The sequence below is a fragment of the Pantoea sp. X-Soil-YNGN-844 genome (assembly GCF_059730595.1).
In genome coordinates, this window is record NZ_AP036007.1 from 3107061 (window position 1) to 3128274 (window position 21214).

21 protein-coding genes and 1 other RNA gene are annotated in these 21214 nt (G+C 49.5%); 18 read left to right on the forward strand and 4 right to left on the reverse strand.

All coding sequences use genetic code 11. The annotated features are described in order from the left end of the window. Positions 1-16 precede the first annotated feature (16 nt). The 3 genes from ssrA to AC6I8C_RS14380 all read left to right on the forward strand — a co-directional run bounded on the left by ssrA (position 17) and on the right by AC6I8C_RS14380 (position 2948). Positions 17-378: a transfer-messenger RNA gene (gene ssrA, locus AC6I8C_RS14370) on the forward strand. Between the two features lie 193 nt (positions 379-571). After that, complete coding sequence (locus AC6I8C_RS14375; protein WP_346461816.1) at positions 572-1777, forward strand: integrase domain-containing protein; 1206 nt, start codon at positions 572-574, stop codon at positions 1775-1777. A 49-nt stretch (positions 1778-1826) separates the two neighbouring features. Next, entirely contained in the window at positions 1827-2948 is a 1122-nt protein-coding gene (locus AC6I8C_RS14380; protein ID WP_346461815.1) for a hypothetical protein, read from the forward strand. Positions 2949-3261: 313 nt separating this feature from the next. Here AC6I8C_RS14380 and AC6I8C_RS14385 read toward each other — a convergent pair whose 3' ends face one another. Further along, positions 3262-4074: a phage polarity suppression protein gene (locus tag AC6I8C_RS14385; RefSeq protein ID WP_346461814.1), complete on the reverse strand. Its 813-nt coding sequence runs from the start codon at positions 4072-4074 to the stop codon at positions 3262-3264. 17 nt (positions 4075-4091) lie between these two features. Further along, on the reverse strand, positions 4092-4367 hold the full coding sequence (locus AC6I8C_RS14390) for an ogr/Delta-like zinc finger family protein (protein ID WP_346461813.1): 276 nt from the start codon (positions 4365-4367) through the stop codon (positions 4092-4094). A gap of 532 nt (positions 4368-4899) precedes the next feature. On the opposite strand from AC6I8C_RS14390, the gene AC6I8C_RS14395 reads away from it, so the two are divergent. The 11 genes from AC6I8C_RS14395 to oxlT all read left to right on the forward strand — a co-directional run bounded on the left by AC6I8C_RS14395 (position 4900) and on the right by oxlT (position 16213). Continuing rightward, the gene (locus AC6I8C_RS14395) at positions 4900-5166 is read left to right on the forward strand and encodes a helix-turn-helix transcriptional regulator (RefSeq protein WP_009088621.1); all 267 of its coding nucleotides are present in this window, start codon (positions 4900-4902) and stop codon (positions 5164-5166) included. A 28-nt stretch (positions 5167-5194) separates the two neighbouring features. Then, positions 5195-5734, forward strand: a complete 540-nt coding sequence (locus tag AC6I8C_RS14400) for a host cell division inhibitor Icd-like protein (protein ID WP_497823348.1) — start codon at positions 5195-5197, stop codon at positions 5732-5734. Beyond that, positions 5731-5955: a hypothetical protein gene (locus tag AC6I8C_RS14405; RefSeq protein WP_346461812.1), complete on the forward strand. Its 225-nt coding sequence runs from the start codon at positions 5731-5733 to the stop codon at positions 5953-5955. The genes AC6I8C_RS14400 and AC6I8C_RS14405 overlap by 4 nt, the downstream gene beginning before the upstream one ends. After that, complete coding sequence (locus AC6I8C_RS14410) at positions 5952-6275, forward strand: DUF5375 domain-containing protein (RefSeq protein ID WP_346461811.1); 324 nt, start codon at positions 5952-5954, stop codon at positions 6273-6275. Before AC6I8C_RS14405 ends, AC6I8C_RS14410 begins: the two co-directional genes overlap by 4 nt. Positions 6276-6289: 14 nt before the next feature. After that, on the forward strand, positions 6290-8620 hold the full coding sequence (locus tag AC6I8C_RS14415; protein WP_497822871.1) for a phage/plasmid primase, P4 family: 2331 nt from the start codon (positions 6290-6292) through the stop codon (positions 8618-8620). Between the two features lie 422 nt (positions 8621-9042). Then, positions 9043-9966, forward strand: coding sequence for a hypothetical protein (locus AC6I8C_RS14420; RefSeq protein WP_346461809.1), 924 nt, complete (start codon positions 9043-9045; stop codon positions 9964-9966). Beyond that, positions 9948-11393, forward strand: a complete 1446-nt coding sequence (locus AC6I8C_RS14425; RefSeq protein ID WP_480343766.1) for a metallophosphoesterase family protein — start codon at positions 9948-9950, stop codon at positions 11391-11393. The genes AC6I8C_RS14420 and AC6I8C_RS14425 overlap by 19 nt, the downstream gene beginning before the upstream one ends. 512 nt (positions 11394-11905) lie before the next feature. Further along, a complete protein-coding gene (locus AC6I8C_RS14430; RefSeq protein WP_346461807.1) occupies positions 11906-12598 on the forward strand; it encodes a hypothetical protein in 693 nt (230 codons plus the stop codon). Positions 12599-13139: 541 nt separating this feature from the next. Beyond that, positions 13140-13862: a hypothetical protein gene (locus tag AC6I8C_RS14435; protein ID WP_497822872.1), complete on the forward strand. Its 723-nt coding sequence runs from the start codon at positions 13140-13142 to the stop codon at positions 13860-13862. A gap of 2 nt (positions 13863-13864) precedes the next feature. Further along, a complete protein-coding gene (locus AC6I8C_RS14440; RefSeq protein ID WP_497822873.1) occupies positions 13865-14338 on the forward strand; it encodes a hypothetical protein in 474 nt (157 codons plus the stop codon). Positions 14339-14938: 600 nt separating this feature from the next. After that, the gene (gene oxlT, locus AC6I8C_RS14445; protein ID WP_497822874.1) at positions 14939-16213 is read left to right on the forward strand and encodes an oxalate/formate MFS antiporter; all 1275 of its coding nucleotides are present in this window, start codon (positions 14939-14941) and stop codon (positions 16211-16213) included. Positions 16214-16471: 258 nt separating this feature from the next. On the opposite strand, the gene AC6I8C_RS14450 is transcribed toward oxlT, so the two are convergent. Next, positions 16472-16672, reverse strand: a complete 201-nt coding sequence (locus AC6I8C_RS14450) for a hypothetical protein (RefSeq protein WP_497822875.1) — start codon at positions 16670-16672, stop codon at positions 16472-16474. A 29-nt stretch (positions 16673-16701) separates the two neighbouring features. After that, positions 16702-16878 (reverse strand): hypothetical protein, encoded by a 177-nt coding sequence (locus tag AC6I8C_RS14455; protein WP_497822876.1) that lies wholly within the window; start codon positions 16876-16878, stop codon positions 16702-16704. 164 nt (positions 16879-17042) lie between these two features. Between AC6I8C_RS14455 and AC6I8C_RS14460 the strand changes: the two genes are divergently transcribed. The 4 genes from AC6I8C_RS14460 (at position 17043) to AC6I8C_RS14475 (ending at position 21199) form a co-directional block, all read left to right on the forward strand. Then, positions 17043-18479 carry a circularly permuted type 2 ATP-grasp protein gene (locus AC6I8C_RS14460; protein WP_013358778.1) on the forward strand — a complete coding sequence of 479 codons (1437 nt, stop codon included), beginning with the start codon at positions 17043-17045 and terminating at the stop codon, positions 18477-18479. Then, positions 18473-19399, forward strand: coding sequence for an alpha-E domain-containing protein (locus tag AC6I8C_RS14465; RefSeq protein ID WP_497822877.1), 927 nt, complete (start codon positions 18473-18475; stop codon positions 19397-19399). Before AC6I8C_RS14460 ends, AC6I8C_RS14465 begins: the two co-directional genes overlap by 7 nt. Next, entirely contained in the window at positions 19396-20178 is a 783-nt protein-coding gene (locus AC6I8C_RS14470; RefSeq protein ID WP_497822878.1) for a transglutaminase family protein, read from the forward strand. The genes AC6I8C_RS14465 and AC6I8C_RS14470 overlap by 4 nt, the downstream gene beginning before the upstream one ends. Before the next feature lie 292 nt (positions 20179-20470). Continuing rightward, positions 20471-21199 carry a proteasome-type protease gene (locus AC6I8C_RS14475; RefSeq protein ID WP_497822879.1) on the forward strand — a complete coding sequence of 243 codons (729 nt, stop codon included), beginning with the start codon at positions 20471-20473 and terminating at the stop codon, positions 21197-21199. Positions 21200-21214: the final 15 nt, after the last annotated feature.

Consider the following 21214-nt stretch of genomic DNA (forward strand, 5'->3'; position numbering starts at 1 on the left):
TAACATTGAAAGTTCTGGGGCTGATTCTGGACTCGACGGGATTGTGAAGCCTTAGGAGCATGCCGAGGGGCGGTTTGCCTCGTAAAAAGCCGCAAAAAAATAGTCGCAAACGACGAAAACTACGCTTTAGCAGCTTAATAACCTGCTCTTAGCCTTCTCTCCCTAGCTTCCGCTCTTAAGACGGGGATCAAGAGAAGTCAAACCCAAAAGAGATCGCGTGGATGCCTTGCCTGGGGTTGAAGCGTTAAATCCAATCAGGATAGTCTGTTAGTGGCGTGTCTGTTCGCAGCTAACCGGCGAATGTAAAAACTGACTAAGCATGTAGTGCCGACGGTGTAGTAATTTCGGACGCGGGTTCAACTCCCGCCAGCTCCACCAAAATTCTTCAAAGATGGTTCCAGTGCCATCCGCAGAAGTCCTGAAAGCCCGCACGGCACAAGCCCTGCGGGCTTTTTTGTGTCTGTAATCATCCGAAGTGATCCAGCCAAATCCGGTGATTATTGGTATACGTATTGGTATACGGTAAGATGTATCCTAAAAACGTATACCAATTCACGTAGGAATGCCCTATATGGCAAGGACAACCCGCCCCTTAACCAACACTGAAGTACTTCGCGCAAAAGCCATCGATAAAGATTTAACGCTGCATGATGGAGGTGGGCTTTTTATGGTGGTAAAAACTACCGGCAAGAAGCTTTGGCGTTTTCGTTACCAGCGGCCAGTAACAAGGCAGCGCACTATGATGGGCCTCGGTGCCTTCCCTGCCCTATCGCTAGCCGATGCCAGACGCTTGCGCGCTGATTACCTCTCCTTACTCGCTAATGGAATTGACCCACAGACGCAAGCCGAACAGCTTATAGAACAGAAGCAGGACGCCTTGGACAGCATCTTCTCAACCGTGGCCGCTAACTGGTTTACCTTGAAGCAAGCTAGCGTTACCCCGGATTATGCGAAGGATATCTGGCGTTCCCTTGAGAAAGATGTTTTCCCTGCCATTGGCGAGATTCCTGTACAGGAAATAAAAGCACGTAAGCTTGTAGAAGCACTTGAACCGATTAAGGCCCGTGGTGCTCTTGAAACAGTACGCCGCTTAGTACAGCGTATTAACGAAATTATGATTTATGCTGTAAACACGGGATTGATTGATTCAAATCCTGCTTCTGGGATCGGTATGGCTTTTGAAAAGCCCAAAAAGCAGAATATGCCAACACTGCGGCCAGAGGAACTGCCGCAGCTTATGCGTTCGCTTGTAAGATCTAATCTATCTATTCCTACTCGCTGCCTGATTGAATGGCAGCTTCTGACGCTTGTTCGGCCCTCCGAAGCTTCAGGGGCTCGATGGGCAGAAATTGATCTTGATGCTAGACTTTGGACGATTCCCGCAGAGAGGATGAAAGCAAAACGTGAGCATATTGTACCTCTTTCAGAGCAGGCTTTAGAATTATTGGTAATAATGAAGCCGATAAGTGCGTATCGGGAATATATTTTTCCAAGCAGAAATGATCCAAAAAAACCAATGAACAATCAGACTGCTAATGCGGCATTAAAACGAATAGGATATGGTGGCAAACTTGTAGCACATGGTTTACGTTCAATTGCAAGTACAGCAATGAATGAAGCTGGTTTAAATTCCGATGTTATTGAGGCTGCCTTAGCTCACATTGATAAAAACGAAGTTAGACGTGCTTACAATCGTTCTACTTATCTTGAAAAGCGCAAAGATTTAATGGATTGGTGGGGTAGCAAAGTTAAAAATATGCAAACAACCGATCTATAAAAACCAAAAATTAAGTATATATTTATTTTCGGAGAAGGTAGAAACTAAAATGAATGAAGATGTATCAAAGGGCGTATGGTTGGTCGCTAATGTTTTTATTGGTAAGCTTATCGCATCATTGGCATCCAAAATGAGAAAGCCAGAGCTTTATGCAGCCATAGCATACTCCTTACAATCTTTAGGTAACAATTCAAAAAGTTATACAACCATTATCTATGTCATAAATAAAGGAAGAGAAACAGAGAAAAATATTGAGTTACACCTTCCCAAGAATAAATTCATAAAAATATTATCTGGAGATAAACCTTTTCTGGAAGCAGAAGACAATAAAATAAAAATCAAAAGGCTAATCAGTAAAGAGGATACTACCTTTACAATAAGCTACATTGGAGAGATATTATCGAAAGATAATCTCCCCCAGATTTTCTCAGATAACGCTTCAGGTAAAAGTTATGCTAAAAAAGACCTTATTCCGCCAAGTAGAGGCCCTGCACTGTTCATCGTGACTGTGTTTTTTATTTTGGTATGTTCAATATCCACCTTATTTGTATTTAAAATTGACCCTATTGATTACGTAAGTGATAAGTATAATAACTATAAATATGCAAACTTTTATAGTCGTGGTTTTGAGACGTCAAAATATGGTATAAGTAAAACCCTTGGGAAGTATGATATAAAAAACAATGAACTCCCTGTAACCATGACTGACTTTAAAGTTTCCGATAAAGAAATAATATTTAAACTTAAGGTGGTTAATAAACTATATTTAAACGCCACAACTTTCGCAGCATTTGACTTGCAAGATTATAAAAGATATAAAAAGCTAAGTGAAAAATTAAGTGAGGATTATTATAAAGATAACGATTACAAAAAATACAAGAAACTATATGACGGGCTCATAACTGAATTCAGATATCCAACAGGTGCCTTTTCAACTGAAAAAGTAAAACTAAAAATGGGAAAAGAAACAACACTAACTCTTACAAGAAACATCGCTAATGGATTAACCCCTGAAGACCTTAATATTAATATTTTCATCACGTCCGATGATAATGATAGTGACATTACATTATTTAAATTCAACTTCAGAACATCAAATCTGAAATCTAATAAACTACCATTTTCCCACCAAGACAAAGACGACATCAAAAAAATGCAGCCTCAGAATTAATTTGCAGCCACGCATATGATTTTTATCATATGCGTTTTCCCTTCTTTAATTTCAAAAAACGATGATCATTGATTCTTATCCCCACAGTTTTCATTCAATGCGCGCGCTCATAGCCCCGCCACGCCTGCCCGCTTTATGCAGCGGTTTTCATGCACCTGCATGATTAGGCCTGAGCCGCGCCGCTGCTGGCCTTGTCTGCCGTTCCGGGGTGCCGGAGACTCATGCGTTTTGATGCAGCATAGACATGCACTCAAGCAGTGGACGTAAAAAAGCCCGCACTGGCCGGGCTTCGGTGAGTTTCTGTGTCTGCAGCTCAGAAAAGTTTACGTTTGCGGCGGTCGGTTCTGGCTCCCCGGAAAGGATGCGCACCGCTCACGCTCAGCACGTCATCACGGAACATCAGCGGCTGATTTACGCTCGTCCATCTCTTAATCAGGTTCTGGATATATACGCGGTACAGCGTGTCGGCATCGTTCGCGCCTTCGATAACACCCGGTGCATGCGTTGAGCCATTCCGTTCAAACTGGCTGTACTTCATTCTAAGCAGGCTGCTCAGCTCTGCGCCATGAATGATAAAGAAGTCATCAATAAGCGTATCAATGCGCTCATCCGTGATGCCCTCATGACAGAATACGTAAGCATTAGCCTTGCGCCCCGTCCCATCTGCCAGCACCGGCAGCTGTTTTTCCTTTTCGGCAATCAGCCCGGCAAGGTCAGATGCTGTTTCCTGCTGCTCCAGATACTCCGCGCGCAGCGTCTTCATCTCCGGCGTGACGCTGCCGCCATTCTGTCCCAGCAGTTCACGGAAGCGTGCCCGGTTGTCCCGGCTTGCCTGCTCCATCTCGGCCTTACGCTGGCGCAGCCCGCTGAGATTTTCAGTAGCGGCGTTTTCGGTCTGTCTTGCCTCCAGCCATGCCAGCATCTTTGTATTGAGGTCTTCAATACGCAACCGCCACTCAGAGGACAGCCCCTTTACCAGCTCGGTGGTGTGGCTGATAACGTCGGCCTCGGGTAAACGGAGGAGCCATCCGGCTTCCTTAAGTGGGCGCTGTGCTCTGGCCTGCGCCGTACCGATACGGTTACCGGCGGCCTGAATCTGTTCGTCGGTCATCTGCTGCTGTGTCATGCTGTTTTTCCTCTCTGTCAGGGCTGTGCATGGCGGTCTTTGCGGGCGCTTGCTGAACCATAGCGGCCCAGCGTCTGCGGCTGGCGAGCCGGCACATCATTCTGCCGTTCCGGCTCTACTAATGCGGGCCTGTGGGGCTTCATGATGATTTTCTCGACGCTCTCCAGCGCGGTGAAGGTGCAGGAGCAGTCGAGGTTCTGGCACTGGTACCAGGTACGCTTTACGGAGGGCGCTTCATAAGAGCTGGTGCGGGTGTGGGCTACCTGACCACATTCGGGACATTTCAGGGCCATCTCGTTTCCTGTCGGCTGGTTTCAGTAAGTCAATTGTGCCGGGTCTGGCACAGTGGCTTCTACCGGAGGGCGTTGTATGACGAACCAGACAAAAGCTTTACTTCTGGCGAGCCAGGAAAAGGTTTTACTGAAGCCTGTTATCAGCTTTCAGTTTTATATAAATCCTTCACTATTCTTCATTAGAGAGAAAAAAAGAGTAAATACAGTAAATTAAGAGGTGAAGAGTGAAAAAGTAATCCTTCACCCTCTGTTCACAATTGTTCATCGCCGGGATTCCGGCCTTATTCGCCCTTTAGAATGAGTAGTTTTTAAAATCCGACTGAAGCAAACTTAAAGTTATTGGATAAAACCTTACTATCCCTCTTTAGTACTATTTAGTACTGTTCTCGTACACCCATTCTTTATGTGGTTTTTGTGCGACCGGTCAGACAGATTTCTGTTGTTGTCACCGGCAAAAATATTCGCAAAATAAAGAGCTACCCGATGCCGTGCACACTTGTGCGGCGCTTAACGGATACATAAGAGGTAGCTCATGCACACGACTTTAAACGCTCATTCATCTGCTCCGGCGGCCCCTGCCATGCCGGTATCATTCCCGGTCCAGGAACGCTTTATGCGCCTGCCGGAAGTGATTCACGTCTGCGGGCTGTCCCGCTCGACCATTTACGACCTCATCAGCCGCAGTGCTTTTCCGGCGCAGGTGTCGCTTGGCGGCAAGAACGTCGCGTGGCTTGCCAGTGAAATCAGCGCCTGGATGAATGCACGCATCGCCGCACGCGGTCGGGAACGTGCAGCATGATCTTCACCAACTGTTGAGATTTTCCGCCATGCTGCATTTTCCTGTGTTCCCCGGCTTGCGCGCCGGGGCCATTCCCTGGTACAGTCTTTCTGCTGTCGCAAAATCGGCAGCCGGGCGTAGGAACCCGAGCGAAACAAAGGCGACACCAGACGCGCCATGCGTCTTTTTTTGTGTCTGTGCCCATGTGCACCCATTTTTCGGGCAGCGGTTCTGTTTCCGCTGTGCCTTCTGCGTAATGGTGGCCCGGGCGGGGCAGCCTTCGGGCTGGCCGGTTTCCTTTGTTGCCGGTATTCCTACCCCCGTCCGGGCTGCCACCCTTGAGCGTAGGAACTCTGGTGGTAGCTGTAAAAAGCTAACAAAGGAGTTTGCCCCTATGGCTACGGTCCTTAATTCCCCATACCCTCAGTTTGTTTTCGTCTTTGCCGCCGTGCGCCGTACCGAGCGCCAGCAGCGTATTCACATGCTCCGCACCGTTGCTGCTGACGAACGCGCCGCCCGCCTGACGCTGGCCCGCGATTACGTGCTGTCCCTTGCTGCCCGCCTGCCGGTCCGGGAGGTGCGCGCATGACTCACGCCACCATTTCCCACGCAGACCTGTTACGCCTTGAACACCTGCGCAACGCCGGGCGCTTTATCAGCGACATGACCCTGCTTCAGGAGTGCCACGAACAGCAACCGGCCACACAGCAGGCGCAGCTGAATTCGCTGATTTTCCTCATCACAGAGCAGCTGGACGGAGTAGTAAACCGCTGTCAGGACAGCTGGATGAACGGGGAGGTTGAGCCATGAGCACACTTACCCTTTCCCCCGAACTGCATTCCGCGCTTTCACGCCGCGCGGTGGCCTGCGCCTGGCTGACCGTCTGCCGCGAACAGAAGCGCTATCCCGGCCTGACGCTGGCGCGCCTTGAACACGCCATTGAAACCGAGCTGGAAGGCTTCTATCTGCGCCAGCACGGACGCCAGCGCGGTCAGGAAATTGCCTGCGCACTGCTCGACGACCTGCTGGCAGCCGGGCCGCTGAAGTCGGTTCCATGCCTGAGCTTTCTTGGACAGGTGGTGATGGATGAACTCTGCGGGCGCCTCAAAGACGCGCCGGTGCTGCACTGAGGGAGAAAAGAACAATGAAAATGACCGTATCAGATGCGGCAAAAGCCGCACAGGGCCAGTGGCCCCGTATCCTGCCCGCACTGGGCGTGAAGGTGGTGAAGAACCGCCATACCTCCTGCCCGGTATGCGGCGGAACCGACCGCTTCCGCTTTGACGACCAGGAGGGGCGCGGCACGTGGATTTGTAATCAGTGCGGTGCCGGTGACGGCATGGACCTGGTAAAAAAGGCCCTCTCACTGAGCCTGACCGAAGCCGCCGCGCGGGTAAACGGCCTGACCGGCAGCCTGCCACCGATGGACAGCACGCCTGTCGCCAGCGCGGGAGAAGATAACGAAGCCGCACGCGCCGCCGCCGTGAAGCAGGCCCGGCAGCTGGTTAGCACCGCGCAGCAGGCAACCGGCAACGCCTACCTGTCCCGTAAGGGCTGGCCGGAGCAGTCCTGCCTGACGCTGGCGAAGCCGCAGAAAATCGCGCTCACGGCCTATCGTGCCGGTGATTTGCTCGTTCCCCTCCATGATGCGGGCGGCCAGCTGGTGAACGTGCAGCTGATTAACGCAGCAGGCGAGAAGCGCACGCTGAAGGGCGGACAGGTAAAAGGCGCGTGCCACGTCCTCAGCACCGGCAAACCGGCAGCGCGCATCTGGCTGACGGAGGGCTACGCCACCGGCCTTACGGTACACAACCTGACCGGGGATGAGGTATGGATTGCCCTGTCGTCCGTGAACCTCCTTTCTCTGGCTGGCCTTGCCCGTGAAAAACACGCCACGCTGCCGCTGCTGATTGCCGCCGACCGCGACCTGAACGGCGACGGTCAGGTGAAGGCAAAGCAGGCCGCTGAAGCCAGCCACGCAGTCGTGGTCCTGCCGCCGGTGTTCGGTGACTGGAATGACGCTTTTATGCAGCACGGTGAGGAGAACACCCGGCGTGCGTTGGCCGAAGCCGCCACGCCGCCCACCGCCAGTCCGTTCGACGTAATGAGCGAGGCGGAATTTTCGGCCATGAGCGCCAGTGAGAAGGCGGAACGCGTAGCGGAGCACTACCGCAGCGCGCTGGCCGTGGACGCCAGCGGGGAAATTCTGTCACGCTACCGCTCCGGCGCGTGGAAGGTGATTTCCGGGAAGCAGTTTGAGCGCGACGTGGCGAAGCTGTTTCAGCGCCTGCGCGCGCCGTTTTCGGCGGGCAAGATTTCGGGCGTAGTGGACACGCTGAAGCTGATGCTGCCGCAGCAGGCCGACCCGGCGCGCCGCCTGATTGGCTTCCGTAATGGCGTGCTGGACACCCGCACCGGCGGCTTCAGCCCGCACAGTAAAGACTTCTGGCTGCGCACGGTCAGCGAGGTGGACTACACGAAGCCCGTTCAGGGTGAAACGCTGGCAGACCATGCGCCGCACTTCCGGCAGTGGCTCGACCGCGCTGCCGGACGGGACCCGGCCAAACGCGACATTATTCTGGCCGCGCTGTTTATGGTGCTGGCGAACCGCTACGACTGGCAGCTATTTCTGGAGGTCACCGGACCCGGTGGCAGTGGTAAAAGCATAATGGCTGAAATCGCCACCATGCTGGCCGGAACGGACAACACCACCTCTGCCACCATTGAAACGCTGGAGTCGTCCCGCGAACGCGCGGCGGTGATTGGGTATTCGCTGATTATCCTGCCCGACCAGGAAAAGTGGAGCGGCGACGGCGCGGGCATCAAGGCCATCACCGGCGGCGATGCGGTCTCCGTGGACCCGAAGTATAGGGATGCCTACTCAACGCACATTCCGGCGGTGATTCTGGCGGTGAACAACAACCCGATGCGCTTCACCGACCGCAGCGGGGGCGTGTCGCGCCGCCGGGTAATTCTGCACTTCCCGGAAATCATTCCGGCAGATGAGCGCGACCCGCAGCTGAAGGAAAAAATCAGCGGTGAGCTGGCTGTTATAGTGCGCCAGCTGATGCAGCAGTTCAGCCAGCCACAGCAGGCCCGGTCGCTGCTTCAGTCGCAGCAGAACTCCGACGAGGCTATGCGCATCAAGCGCGATGCAGATCCGATGGTGGACTTCTGCGGCTACCTGTTCACCACGCCCGAGCCAAACGCGCTTTATATGGGTAACGCGAGCATCAGGCCGCTTCAGCCCAGACGCTACCTCTATCACGCCTATCTGGCCTACATGGAGGCCAACGGCTACAAGAACCCGCTCAGCATGAAGATGTTCGGCCTGTCGCTTGAGAGCATAATGCGGGAGTACGGGCATCACTATCTGAAGCGGCGCACTAAGTTGGGGATGCAAACCAACCTCGATCTCATGGAGGAAAGCAGCAGCGACTGGCTACCGAAATGTGATGATCCCACAGCAATGTGACTAACCAGAACCGGTGAAAGCCGGTTTTTTAAGTCTATGCTTCACTAAAGGCCAATGATTAATTTCATCTAAACCTAAAGAAAACCGCTTAACCCCATGTTTTTTATACACAAAAAACAAAGATGAACAATGCTAGTGATTATGGTATAAATTTTTACAAGGGGACTTTATTATGAATCAGCACTGGTTAGTTGCTTCAATAAACTTAATTGTCAGCTTCATTGATTCGTCCATCAATGTTAGGAAAAGTATGGATATTAATATTATACACACTTAATAAGTGTCAGAATCAATCATATGGAATCGCAAGTATTTATTGTTATTAAATAAGCTCACTTGCACTCTAAAGCTATTTAGATCAAAAATTTCATATTCGCGTTAAAAAATCATATTATGATAACTTTTCACATTAAGGAACAATTGTGATATTAAGAAGACCAAATCCGCACCCTCTAGATTATGATTGGAGGTTTACTAATAAAACCGCTGAAAGGCTTGCTGAATTTTGTGTTAACGGGAAAACACTCTCTATAGGGGTGCCAACTGTTGCAGAAATACTCTCTAATAAGGGAGGTAAGGTGATTTTAGTTGATAGCCATCCGGTTCAGAACTTATACAATCATAAACTAATTGATGTTAACTCTTCAGCCCCCCTTCAAGATAGCTACAACTATGTGGTAATGGATCCACCATGGTATTTAGACGTCTACTACAGATGGTTATCATGGGCAGCTAATTCCGCTGGAGTTGGAGCTAAAATATTCTTATCTATATGGCCTGACAATACACGACCTTTAGCTATATCAGAAAAAAATGAGTTATTCGAATGGGTATTTAAATGGGCAGAAATTGAATATATTGAAAGCACACTAGATTATGAAACACCTTTATTTGAGGAACTATCAACCATCGACAACATCAATCTAAAAATTAGAAAAGGTGATCTCGCAATCATTTCAATAAATAAAATACCTTCATTAGAAAAAATTACAAAAAATAACCATACGTGGATAAGGTATTTATTAAATGATTACCAAATTGCAGTTAAATGCGATGAAAATAGCAATGACAACGATTGTGTAAATTTAGAAAAAATAGATCATGCAAATGGCTGGACCTGGCCATCCGTCAGCAAAAGAGCAGTAGGCAGAGAGCTTATACAAATATGGAGCTCGGAAAATGAAGTCGGGAAAATTGATAACCCATCTGTACTAATAAGATTATTGGATCAACTTTTAGAAAGTGACGATCTTGATAAACTTTACGAAAAAACAACCAATTTAAAAGAATGGGACATCCCTTCCCCACCTTACTCAAGGAAATTAAAATGGAAACAGGAATTCTAATATTAAGGTTTAGAGACACCACAAATGGTGTAAACACGATAACAGATCATCAATCGATCATTGATACTTGTGGCGCAGTTTGGTGGGGGTGGTGGAAGCAAGAAAAAGAGATTCTTTCTGAAATTGAATTGGGCTATTTAGATACATACAAACACGATTACATTATTTTAATTAATCGAGATCTTAACAAAATTTATAAGGCTACTATTTCTAGGATTATACACAACCAAAAAAGTGAACTTAATTTAGCCCAAGTACCAAGCTATTACAGTCAAAAGTCTAGGGAGATCAACACGTGGTTCCTAATCAAAAATTTAGAGGCGCTTCCTAGATATAATTTAGAATTAGATGAAGAATTTGCACGAAATGGAAATCCGACATATAGATTCTTTGAAGAAGGAAAAAAAAGGAAAAGTAAGCATGATGATATGGTAACTGATAGAATTGAGCTAGATAATAATCATATATTAGTTATTTCAGACTTACACTTTGGAGAAAGCTATGGATTCTGTTATGAAAGTGAAATTAATAAAATAGGACAGACCAGATCTTCGCTTACTCGCTCAATAATGAAAGATTTGAACGAGCTTGGCATAGCTGATAAGTTCTCTTTGCTTCTCATTACCGGAGATTTTACAACAAAGGGAAATTGGGATACATCTCTTCGTTCAAAAATTAAGGAGGAGATCCATAGCCTTTGTGACTCCCTTAAAATAAATCATAAAAATATATTAGCCTTACCGGGCAACCATGACATGGTAAGAAATAACTCTAATCCTAATGAAAACATTACAAACCAAGTTGATAAAAAGTTTGAAACAGATTATAGAACATTTATCGATGAGCTATCCGGTAGATCTTGGCGAGAGAGCCTATCTTATAATGCACACTTTAAGATAACAGAGATTAATAAAAATCTAGATATAACCATATTGAACTCATGTGGAATAGTGAGTACTTCACAATGGACAGAGTATGGTTATGTCGGTCAAGAAGGAATTGATGCCATAAATAATTTATCAAGTAATGATAAAGATAGCTTCAGGATATTAGCACTGCATCATCATCTTCTCCCCGTTAACGACATTGATATTTTAAATAAGAAAGGAATTTCCTTAACTATAGATTCATTGAAGGTTATGAAATCAGCAATTTCGAAAAATATAAAGTTAGCTATGCATGGGCATCAGCACATTTTTAATATGTCAGAATATACACAATTTGAAAGAAGCAACTTTAATAGTAAAAAGTCTTTAAGAATTATATCAAATGGTAGTGTTAGTGTAGATCAACAACAACGTATGAATGGCGAGCGAAATAGTTACTCCATCTTGGAGGTTACTGATAGTGGGCTTAAGGTAACTGTGCGGGAATTTGTACATAGTTCTCATAATGGTGTGACGATTATGGAGACATTTATTAATTAATTATACTAAGTGTGATTGGGAAACCGTACGATCACACTTGAATCTTATGAAAGCTCTTACTTCAGACTTCATTATTTTATTTAATTTTATCTAAAAATTAAATAAATTATATATATATTCTGACTCGCCCTGCCTTACGCGCATACACTCGCATTAAAATGTTCGGCCTGTCGTTTGACAGCATCATGCGGGAGTATGGGAATCACTACCTGAAGCGGCGCACAAAGGCAGGGATGCAAACCAACCTCGATATCACGTAGGAAAGCAGCAGCGACTGGCCGCCAAAATGCGATGACCCCACAGCGAGATGACTAAGCAGAACCGCCGAAAGCCGGTTTTTTACGTCCATGCTTCATTAATGATGAATAATATCCTTCACCCTACACTCATCGATCACCACGTAATAGATTGTTTTATATCAATAAAAATGAAAGGTGAACAGTGTGAAAGATTTATCAAAAAAACTAATTTTTCCGTATTATGAATGCATGTTTTGAAATGGAATAACTTAGATGGAAGCCACAAAAAAATTTATCCTAGATGGGCTGGCGGAATTTGGTTTAAGCGACCTTCCCGGAAGGCCTTACGATAGTTCGTTTCAACTTTTAGCCTCTCCACCACAAAGAAAACGCGTGATTATGATGGGATTCAATGGCTCACTCGTTGATGCCCATATCACCAATGCGCAGTCCATCGAAAGGGATTTCGAATCACCTTACATATCTAATGTTCAAAACGGGATCGAAGGAGCGTGGGGAATAACTCACCTTGCTAAGCGGTTGCAACAAATCCCAATGGGGCTTGGCTATGATTGGCAACATGTCCTTTACACCAATGCTCTCATGATGTGTTCAAAGAATGCAGCATCACTAAAAGTGGAAGCGCTTGCCAAAAATCAATCTCTAGAAGAGATTACGATAAACTCTATGCGATTCTTTGAGAATGTAACGCTGCCCCTTTGCAATCCAGAAGTAATTATCGCTTATAGCAATGGCTTATCTTCATTGTCCGCTGCCGGATTATTGCTCAACCATTTTGGCGACGTAAGTACATTGAAGTATTCCCATCCTAAAGGGTATTACACCACTTACGCCTTTTATGCTAATTTCCACGGCCAACGGGTTCCAGTTGTGTGCGTGCGGCATATGTCGAGGTTCAAACCTCATGAAGAGTATATAAAATCAGCTATTTCGCTGATGAAATAAGATGGCTAGATTTTAAGTTTAAACCTGCTACATCCCTTGATTGGTATACGTTTAGGTATACGCGAAAAACTTGAATTGAGGAAAAAAATTAATTTTCATGTGCTTACATCGTTTTTTCAGACTCCGCCAGCCCCAAAATTCTTGGCTGAGGGTTACCAGAACCCTCATCGAAGTCCTGAGAGCCCGCAAGGTGAAAGCCTTGCGGGCTTTTTTGTGTCTGTAATCGGTCAAAGTGATCCAAACCAACCCGGCAATTGTGGAGCGGTGACGGTGCCCGCATCAATGCCATCATCGGCAGCATATCGAGCCGCTGGATGATCCTGCACATGTCGGAGCCAATGAACTCTATAGGGGGAATGTCAGTATCAGTCCGCGTCAGGCCTGGCATTACCTCTACAACGACAGACTGCCTGAATGGAGGCCAGCAGCCTCAAGAATCCGTTCAGTATGAAAATCCGGCGGATAGCATAACGAGGCTATTTTCAATTTCATTAGCACATTTGTTATATTCGTGGAGTTGCTCATCTAACAGGGACTGAAAATGGATACGGCCTTACTTAGTGCGCTGGACTCAGACGGCAAAGCGAAATTTGAAAGCGCGGTGAACGCCCTACAAGGCGATGTTTCTGCAGCAGCGGCAAGGCTCTCTGTCGATCCACGGCTGCGTCTTGAGTACTCTAAACGCATTAAAGAAATGGCGGAGGATCTAAGAGCAAAAGCGAATAGTGGCATTGTCAGCTTGGATAAAGCTGCAATGGAGGCACAGGAAACCAGAAATCTGATAATGGATATGGTGCGCACCCGGAGTACGCCACTTGGCAGGGCAATGGCAGAAAGGATCAAGACTTCAGGCGTAACGCTTAATGAATTAGTCGCCAAAAAAACTGCCGCTATGTTCGGGCCAAAGGCTAATTTTTACAGCTTAACTGAAACACAAAAAAATCAGGTTTATGCTGCGATTATAGAGTCAGCGGGTAAATCAAATCCTCAGGTCAACCTGAGAATGATGAAATTATCCCGTGCAGCTAAAGGCTTGATAGTTCTTTCTATCGGGGTATCTGTGTATGAAATATACACGTCAGACAACAAAGCCTCAGAAACCGGCAGGCAGGTTGCTATTAACGGAGCTGGTATTGCGGGCGGTTGGGCTGGCGGTGCCGTTGCTGGTTTAATGTGTGGACCTGGCGCACCCGTATGCGTGCTATTAGGCGGATTCGTCGGCGGTGCTTTAGCCGCGTGGGAAATGGGCAACTGGTGGAAATAGAAATGGAAGAAGTCACTACACTATCCCTGTCGGAAGTTAATGAGGCAACAGATACCGCCCAGGCTCGTTCCGAAGTTTTGATTGGCGGCATCTCAACGGGAATTATCATCCCTGGAAAAGTGCTTGAAGGTTCGATAAGAATTGATGAGCGCCGCTATCTTTTATTCATAACAGATGACGTTCTTTTTGAAGAGATGCTGACGCTCCTGCTGTTAGATCTCTCTCAGGGAATTTTAGAGGAACTGACTATTGGGGGTAGTTATACTTCAGGTCATTTCGAGGCTTTGAAAGTTTCACCTCATTCTGCAAGTTTCCGCTTCATCGGTGATACCACGTGGACAGTAAAAGTATCAGCATCGCCAACGTTTAAGATTCCCTTTTCCGATCCTCCCGGAGTAAGCCGCCCAATGGGATTGAGAAAATACATTGATATCAATGCTAACCCTGCACCAGCCAAAGCAGATGGTAGTAGATAGGGTAATCTGAAGCTCCTTTAACCTATCAGCGGAGCAGGTGACCAGGCAGCAGACAAAACGGCATTGGTGTACGCTTAGGAATATCAGTTAGAGTTGAATTAATAACAAAGTATATCAAACATAAAATTTCAACTAATACTCAGACTCCGCCAGCCCACCAAATCCCTGGTTGATGGTTACCACAACCATCATCGAAGTCTTGACAGCCCGCACGGTACAAGCCCTGCAGGCTTTTTTGTGTCCTAAATCCCAATATTTCAAACACCTGTTCATCTTTTTTCGATAACGCCTTTCTGCGCATCGCCTCCAAAGCCAGCCTATACCGGATGACCTTTCTGACTGGCCACCATCCGTCTCCCACGCACCATCTCAGCGCACTCATTTTTTGCACCCCATCACATTTATTCCGCCCGCAATTCTATTACTAATTGAATTTAATGACTTTTTTAAACTGGCACACATCCTGCTTTATTGCTTTACGTACGCATTTATGTATCGGGATGACTGTCTCAGAGATTTAGCTTTAGCAGCTAAAGGTCTGGGCAAGTACGACGAAAAAAAGTGGTTAAACAGAGCAAAGCGTAATTCTGGAGAAAGATAATGGCCTTAATGAGCGAACCGGTAGTAATAGCGAAACACAGCAAGTGGGTACAGCTTCTGCTTGGATTACTTTGCATGGCAGCCATTTCCAGCCCGCAATATGTCTGGACGCTGTTGACCAAACCGATGATTGCTAAACTCGGCGTCGGGCTGGCGGAACTGCAGGTCACATTCTCGCTGCTGATTATTCTGCAGACCTTTTTCTCACCTTTTCAGGGTCGGCTGGTCGAGCGCTTTGGACCACGTCTGCTGATCTCCATCGGTACACTGATGGCGGGTTTCAGTTGGGTGATCGCTGCCCGGGTCAACAGCCTCACCTCACTGTATCTGGCCTACGGCTGCCTTGGCGGACTGGGGACGGGTATTGTTTACATCGGCGTGGTGGGACTGGTGATGAAGTGGTTTCCACAGCAGCGCGGCTTTGCCGCCGGAACCGTGGCGGCGGGCTACGGCATGGGGGCAATTTTCACCACCTTCCCGATTTCTATTTCTCTTAATAGCTACGGGCTGGAACAGACGATGACGACATTTGGCCTCATCTTCGCCGCTGTGGGTCTTCTCGCCAGCCAGAACCTGAGACTGCCTGAAACCAGCATGATGATACCGGCCAGCAAAACACCGTCTCCCGTGCTGGGCCAGCGCCAGTTTAAATCCGGGGAAATGCTGCGCCAGCCGTTGTTCTGGCTGATGTTCATGATGATGACCATGATGTCGACTTCAGGGCTGATGGTGACTTCGCAGATGGCGATTTTTGCCGAAGACTTCGGCATCAGCAAGGCGGTAATTTTCGGTATGGCCGCCCTTCCGCTTGCGCTGACCATTGATCGTTTTACTAACGGTTTAACGCGTCCCCTATTTGGTTTTATTTCTGACCGCTACGGCCGTGAAAATACGATGTTTATTGCCTTCGCGCTGGAAGGTGTGGCGATGACGCTGTGGCTTGCCTGCCGCGAAGATCCGTTGCTCTTCGTACTGCTTTCAGGCGTCGTGTTCTTTGGCTGGGGCGAAATCTTCTCACTGTTCCCATCCACACTGACCGACACCTTTGGCAGCGAAAATGCTTCAGCGAACTATGGCTGGCTGTATATCTCGCAGGGTATCGGCGCGATCTTTGGCGGTCCGCTGGCGGCGCTGATGTATCAGCACACCCATAACTGGCACCTGGTCTTTGGCTGCGCGATTACCTTCGACTTCATCACCGCCGGTCTGGCGTTGTGGGTTCTCAAGCCCTGGCGTGCGCGATTTATGCAGACACAAAATACTCTTTCACGCTGATTATCCGGTAGTGAATAAAGCGCTTAAAACAGCGTCCCCCGACTGCGTGTATTGCCATTGAAAATACTTCGCCTGTCAGAACTCCGGGAGCATCGTTGAGACTCTGTTCGATAGTCGAGAAAGTGACCATCCCCTGATCTTCCTTCTCTTCTCTCCGTGAATTAAAACGCCCCGGCAGTCGGGGCAAAGTCCCTTTTACTCGGTCCAGTAAGTGCCGGTCGGTACGACGGCGAGGAACGGGTTATAGAATTGCGTTTACTACGCATCGGGATCGGCAAACTGCTGCGGATAAAACACCCTGGCGAAGAACTGCACGGCCAGCACGTTACAGGAGGAATGGTACCAGATGCCAAAACTGCGACCGGCTTCAACCGCTTTCAGCGTGCTGATACCTTTACGCGCCAGCAGCGGCTTCAGGCTGGCACTCGCCTGTTCTGCAGTAGTCTGCGCCCCCAGCACTAAACCGGCGGGTAGCGGATCGCCCGCTTTCAGCGGTCTGGTGCCACCGCGACCAGATAGACAGCCGGCTGCGCGGCGATAACTTTTTCCAGATTGACCAGCCCGAGCACGCCCGGCAGATCGATAAAATCCCGCATATTACCGTTACCGTCTGAGCGACAGTATTCATGGGCTGAAGACGCCTGAGCCATGACCATTTCTTTCATCACGTCACACTAAGCGCCATATTAAGACATTACTGCTCTGCGCCTGCACCAAACAAGTGCTTTAACCCTTGCACTATCACGGCTTTGCACCGTTCCGCTTCTTCTGAGGCTGGCACACTTTATGCTTGGATAGATTGACAGCCTTTAACGTCTGCGAGGTGACGATGCTGAATATCAATCTCTCCGCTTCACCCTTTTTTGATGAGATGCTTCTGGCTGAAGGTGAACACCGTGACCACTACGCCGCCTACTGGCAATGGCTGCAGCAGGCCGATCACCAGGCGGTACAGCGCAAGCGGGAAGAGGCCGCCCTCCTGTTTCACCGGGTAGGGATTACCTTCAATGTCTACGATGACGATAATGGTGCTGAACGGTTGATCCCGTTCGACAGCGTGCCACGTATTATCCCGGCCGCCGAATGGGCCATGCTCGATGCCGGCATTCGTCAGCGTGTGCAGGCGCTCAATGCCTTTCTCTACGATATCTACCATGAACAACATATTCTGAAAGCGGGCGTCATTCCGGCAGAACAGGTTCTGGCTAACGAACAGTATCAGCCCTGTATGCAGGGTGTTGATCTCCACCGTAACATCTACGCACACATTATCGGCGTGGATATGGTGCGCAACAGCGATGGTGAATATTACGTTCTGGAAGATAACCTGCGCACCCCCTCCGGCGTCTCCTATATGCTGGAGAACCGTAAGATGATGATGCGGCTCTATCCTGAACTATTTGCACAGCAACGCATTGCGCCCGTAGAACGTTATCCGTCGCATCTGCTGCAAACGCTGCGCGAAAGCTCACCCGTCAACGATCCTACCGTGGTGGTATTAACCCCAGGCCGCTTTAACAGCGCTTACTTCGAACACAGCTTCCTGGCCCAGCAAATGGGCGTGGAACTGGTTGAAAGCGCCGATCTGTTCGTGAAGGATGGCATGCTGTTCATGCGCACGACGGCCGGGCCATGCAGAGTACATGTGATCTATCGTCGGGTTGATGACGCCTTCCTCGATCCGCTGGCGTTCCGACCAGACTCCATGCTCGGCGTACCGGGACTGCTATCGGTTTATCGGGCTGGCAATGTTGTCCTGGCCAATGCCATCGGCACGGGCGTGGCTGATGACAAATCTATCTACCCCTACGTCCCGGATATGGTGCGCTTTTATCTGCAGGAAGAACCGATCCTCAACAACGTGCCCACCTGGCAGTGCAGGCATAAAAATGAGCTGTCGTATGTGCTGGCCAACCTCGAAAAAATGGTGGTAAAAGAAGTTCATGGCGCTGGGGGTTACGGCATGTTGATTGGCCCCGCCGCGAGCAAAGCTGAGCTCGCCCACTTCCGTGACCTGTTGCTGGCGCGTCCGCAGAATTACATCGCGCAAAACACGCTGGCGTTGTCCACCTGCCCCACGTTTGTCAACGACGGCCTGGCACCACGTCATATCGATCTCCGGCCCTTTGCGCTCAGCGGCGCGGAGATCCGACTGGTTCCCGGTGGGCTTACCCGCGTCGCGTTGACGGAAGGATCGCTGGTCGTCAATTCGTCTCAGGGCGGCGGAACCAAGGACACCTGGGTACTGGAGGATGATCTATGCTGAGCCGGACAGCCAGTGAACTCTATTGGATGGCCCGCTATCTGGAGCGGGCAGAAAATATCGCCCGGGTGCTGGACGTCACCAACAAGCTGTCGATGATGCCAATCCGTAACGGGGGTACGCATGATCTGCTGGTACCGCTCAACCTGACCAGCACCAGCGGGCTGTATGCTGAGACCTACCCGACACTGACGATGCCCAATCTGGTCAGTTTTTTCGCTCTTGATAACCGGAATCACAGCAGCATTTTCAGTTGCCTGCAGATGGGCTGGAACAACGCGCATGCGGTGCGTGGCAGCCTGTCATCCGAAGTCTGGGAGTGTATCAATGCCACCTGGATCGGGATGAAATCGATACGCCGTCAGGGCATCGGCTCAGACGGTGCCGACGCCTTCTTTGACTGGGTGAAAGAGCGCTCTCATCTGTTCCGCGGTGCCATGTTCGGTACCCTGCTCCGCAGCGATGCAATGCACTTTATCCGCCTGGGGACGCTGCTGGAACGGGCTGATGGCACCGCCCGTCTGCTGGAGGTGAAAAACCGACTGATGGACATTGACGACGACCCGGTGCGCGAATATTACCGCATGGACACACTGCTGCAGGCAGTAAGTGCGCGCGAAGCCTACCATAGTATTTATAAGCAGCCCCTGAGCCGGGATACCATCGCCGAACTGATGATCCTGCGCAACGAATTGCCGCGTTCGTTGCTGGCGTGTATCAACGATATGGTTCAGCAGCTGGAGCTGATTGGAGGCCATGCAAATCCGCCACGCCGCCTGGCGCATATCCTGCACGCCGAGCTGCGCTTCAGTTCCATGAAAGACCTGAACAGAATCGGGCTGAACAACTGGCTGGAAGCCTTTCTCGCCCAGGTCAACGAGATCGCCGAAAGTATTCATCACACGTATCTGGAGGCGCAATGAAACTTAGCATTGAGCACAACACGCACTATCGCTACGACCAGGCAGTACAACGGAGTATCCAGTACCTGCGTCTGACGCCTCAGGAATCGCCTCATCAACGCATACTTTCCTGGCAACTGACCTTGCCGGAGAAGGCGGTCTGCACCACGGATGCCTTCGGCAACATCATGCATGTTCTGACACTCGATGAACCGCATGAGTCCATCACCATTCAGGCACATGGCGTGGTAGAGATTGAACACGGCATTGAAGATCAGGCTCAGGGACATCTGTCGCCGCTGGTTTTCCTGCGCCACAGTCCGCTGACCCAGCCCGATGCGGCGATTCAGGCGTTTGCCCTGCGCTATCATCAGCCTCAGACGATTCTGGCCGCCCTGGAAAACCTGATGGGAGACCTGCTGCTCAGGATGCCTTACACCCCAGGTTCTACCCTGGTGACTGACAGTGCCGCTGAGGCTTTCGCCGCCCGTACCGGCGTGTGCCAGGATCATACGCATGTCTTTCTGAGCTGCTGTCGTAGCCTGAATATACCGGCACGCTACGTCAGCGGTTACCTGCACAGTAAAGATTCTACCCATGTCGCGACCCATGCCTGGACCGAAGTCTGGGTAGAAGACCGCTGGCACTGCTTTGACGTCACCAACAACACCCGTATACCTGATCAACATCTTAAGCTTGCCGTCGGCATTGATTACCTGGATGCCTGTCCGGTGCGCGGTTTACGCATTGGCGGGGGATACGAAGATATGTGCGCGATTGCCGCCGTACAAATGATGTAAAACAGACTGCTGACAAACCCAAATCAGGGTGCATCTGGCCGCAACAAATAAACTTAACGCGCAGGGAACACGGGCAGAAGAGGAAAGCGTCCCGCGCCAGGGACGGCGCGGGCCGAGCAGGTCAGGGATGACGGATTTTGCGTCTTTCCGATCTGACTGTGTTTTCTGTGCATGCTCTGTCTTACAGCAACCCAGGCAGACTTTGTCAACAATCTCTAAATCGCGACTTGCTGATGGTGAAAACTTCATGCACGCTGATGGCGTGCAAATCTTTTTTTGAGGGGAGTGTGGTATGACCTATTGTGTGGCCATGCGCCTGTCATCCGGGCTGGTCTTTGCGTCCGATTCACGAACCAATGCTGGCGTGGATCATATTTCCACCTTCCGTAAACTGCACGTGTTTCATCAGGACGGCGATCGTACGCTGGTGCTTCAGACTGCCGGCAATTTAGCGACCACGCAAAGTATTATCAGTCTGTTGCGACACCGCAGCAGGAATGCCGACTGCCCCAATCTGCTGAATGCCTCCAGCCTCTACGACGCCGCATCTCTGGTTGGCGAGACGGTTCGTGAGGTCATCCAGCGTGACAGTGAGGCACAACAGAATGGCAGTACAACAGACTTCAGTTGCAACCTGCTGCTCGGCGGGCAAATCAATGGGGATGATATTGGCCTGTTCCATATTTACCCACAGGGTAATTTCATCGAAGCCACCCGCGATACGCCCTATTTCCAGATTGGTGAAAGCAAGTACGGCAAACCGATCATTGACCGGGTGCTGCACTACGACATGTCTCTGGAGCAGGCGATGCAATGCGCGCTGATTTCACTGGATTCGACTCTGCGCAGCAATCTGTCCGTTGGTCTGCCGCTCGACGTAATGATCTACCCGTGTGACAGCTACAGCGATGCCCGGCAATACCGCATTACCGAAGACCACCCGTACTTCACGACTATCCGTAAAGGCTGGGGAGAAGGCTTAGTCAGCACGTTCAGACAGCTACCACCACTGGTTCTCTAGTCAGAATCGGGCATC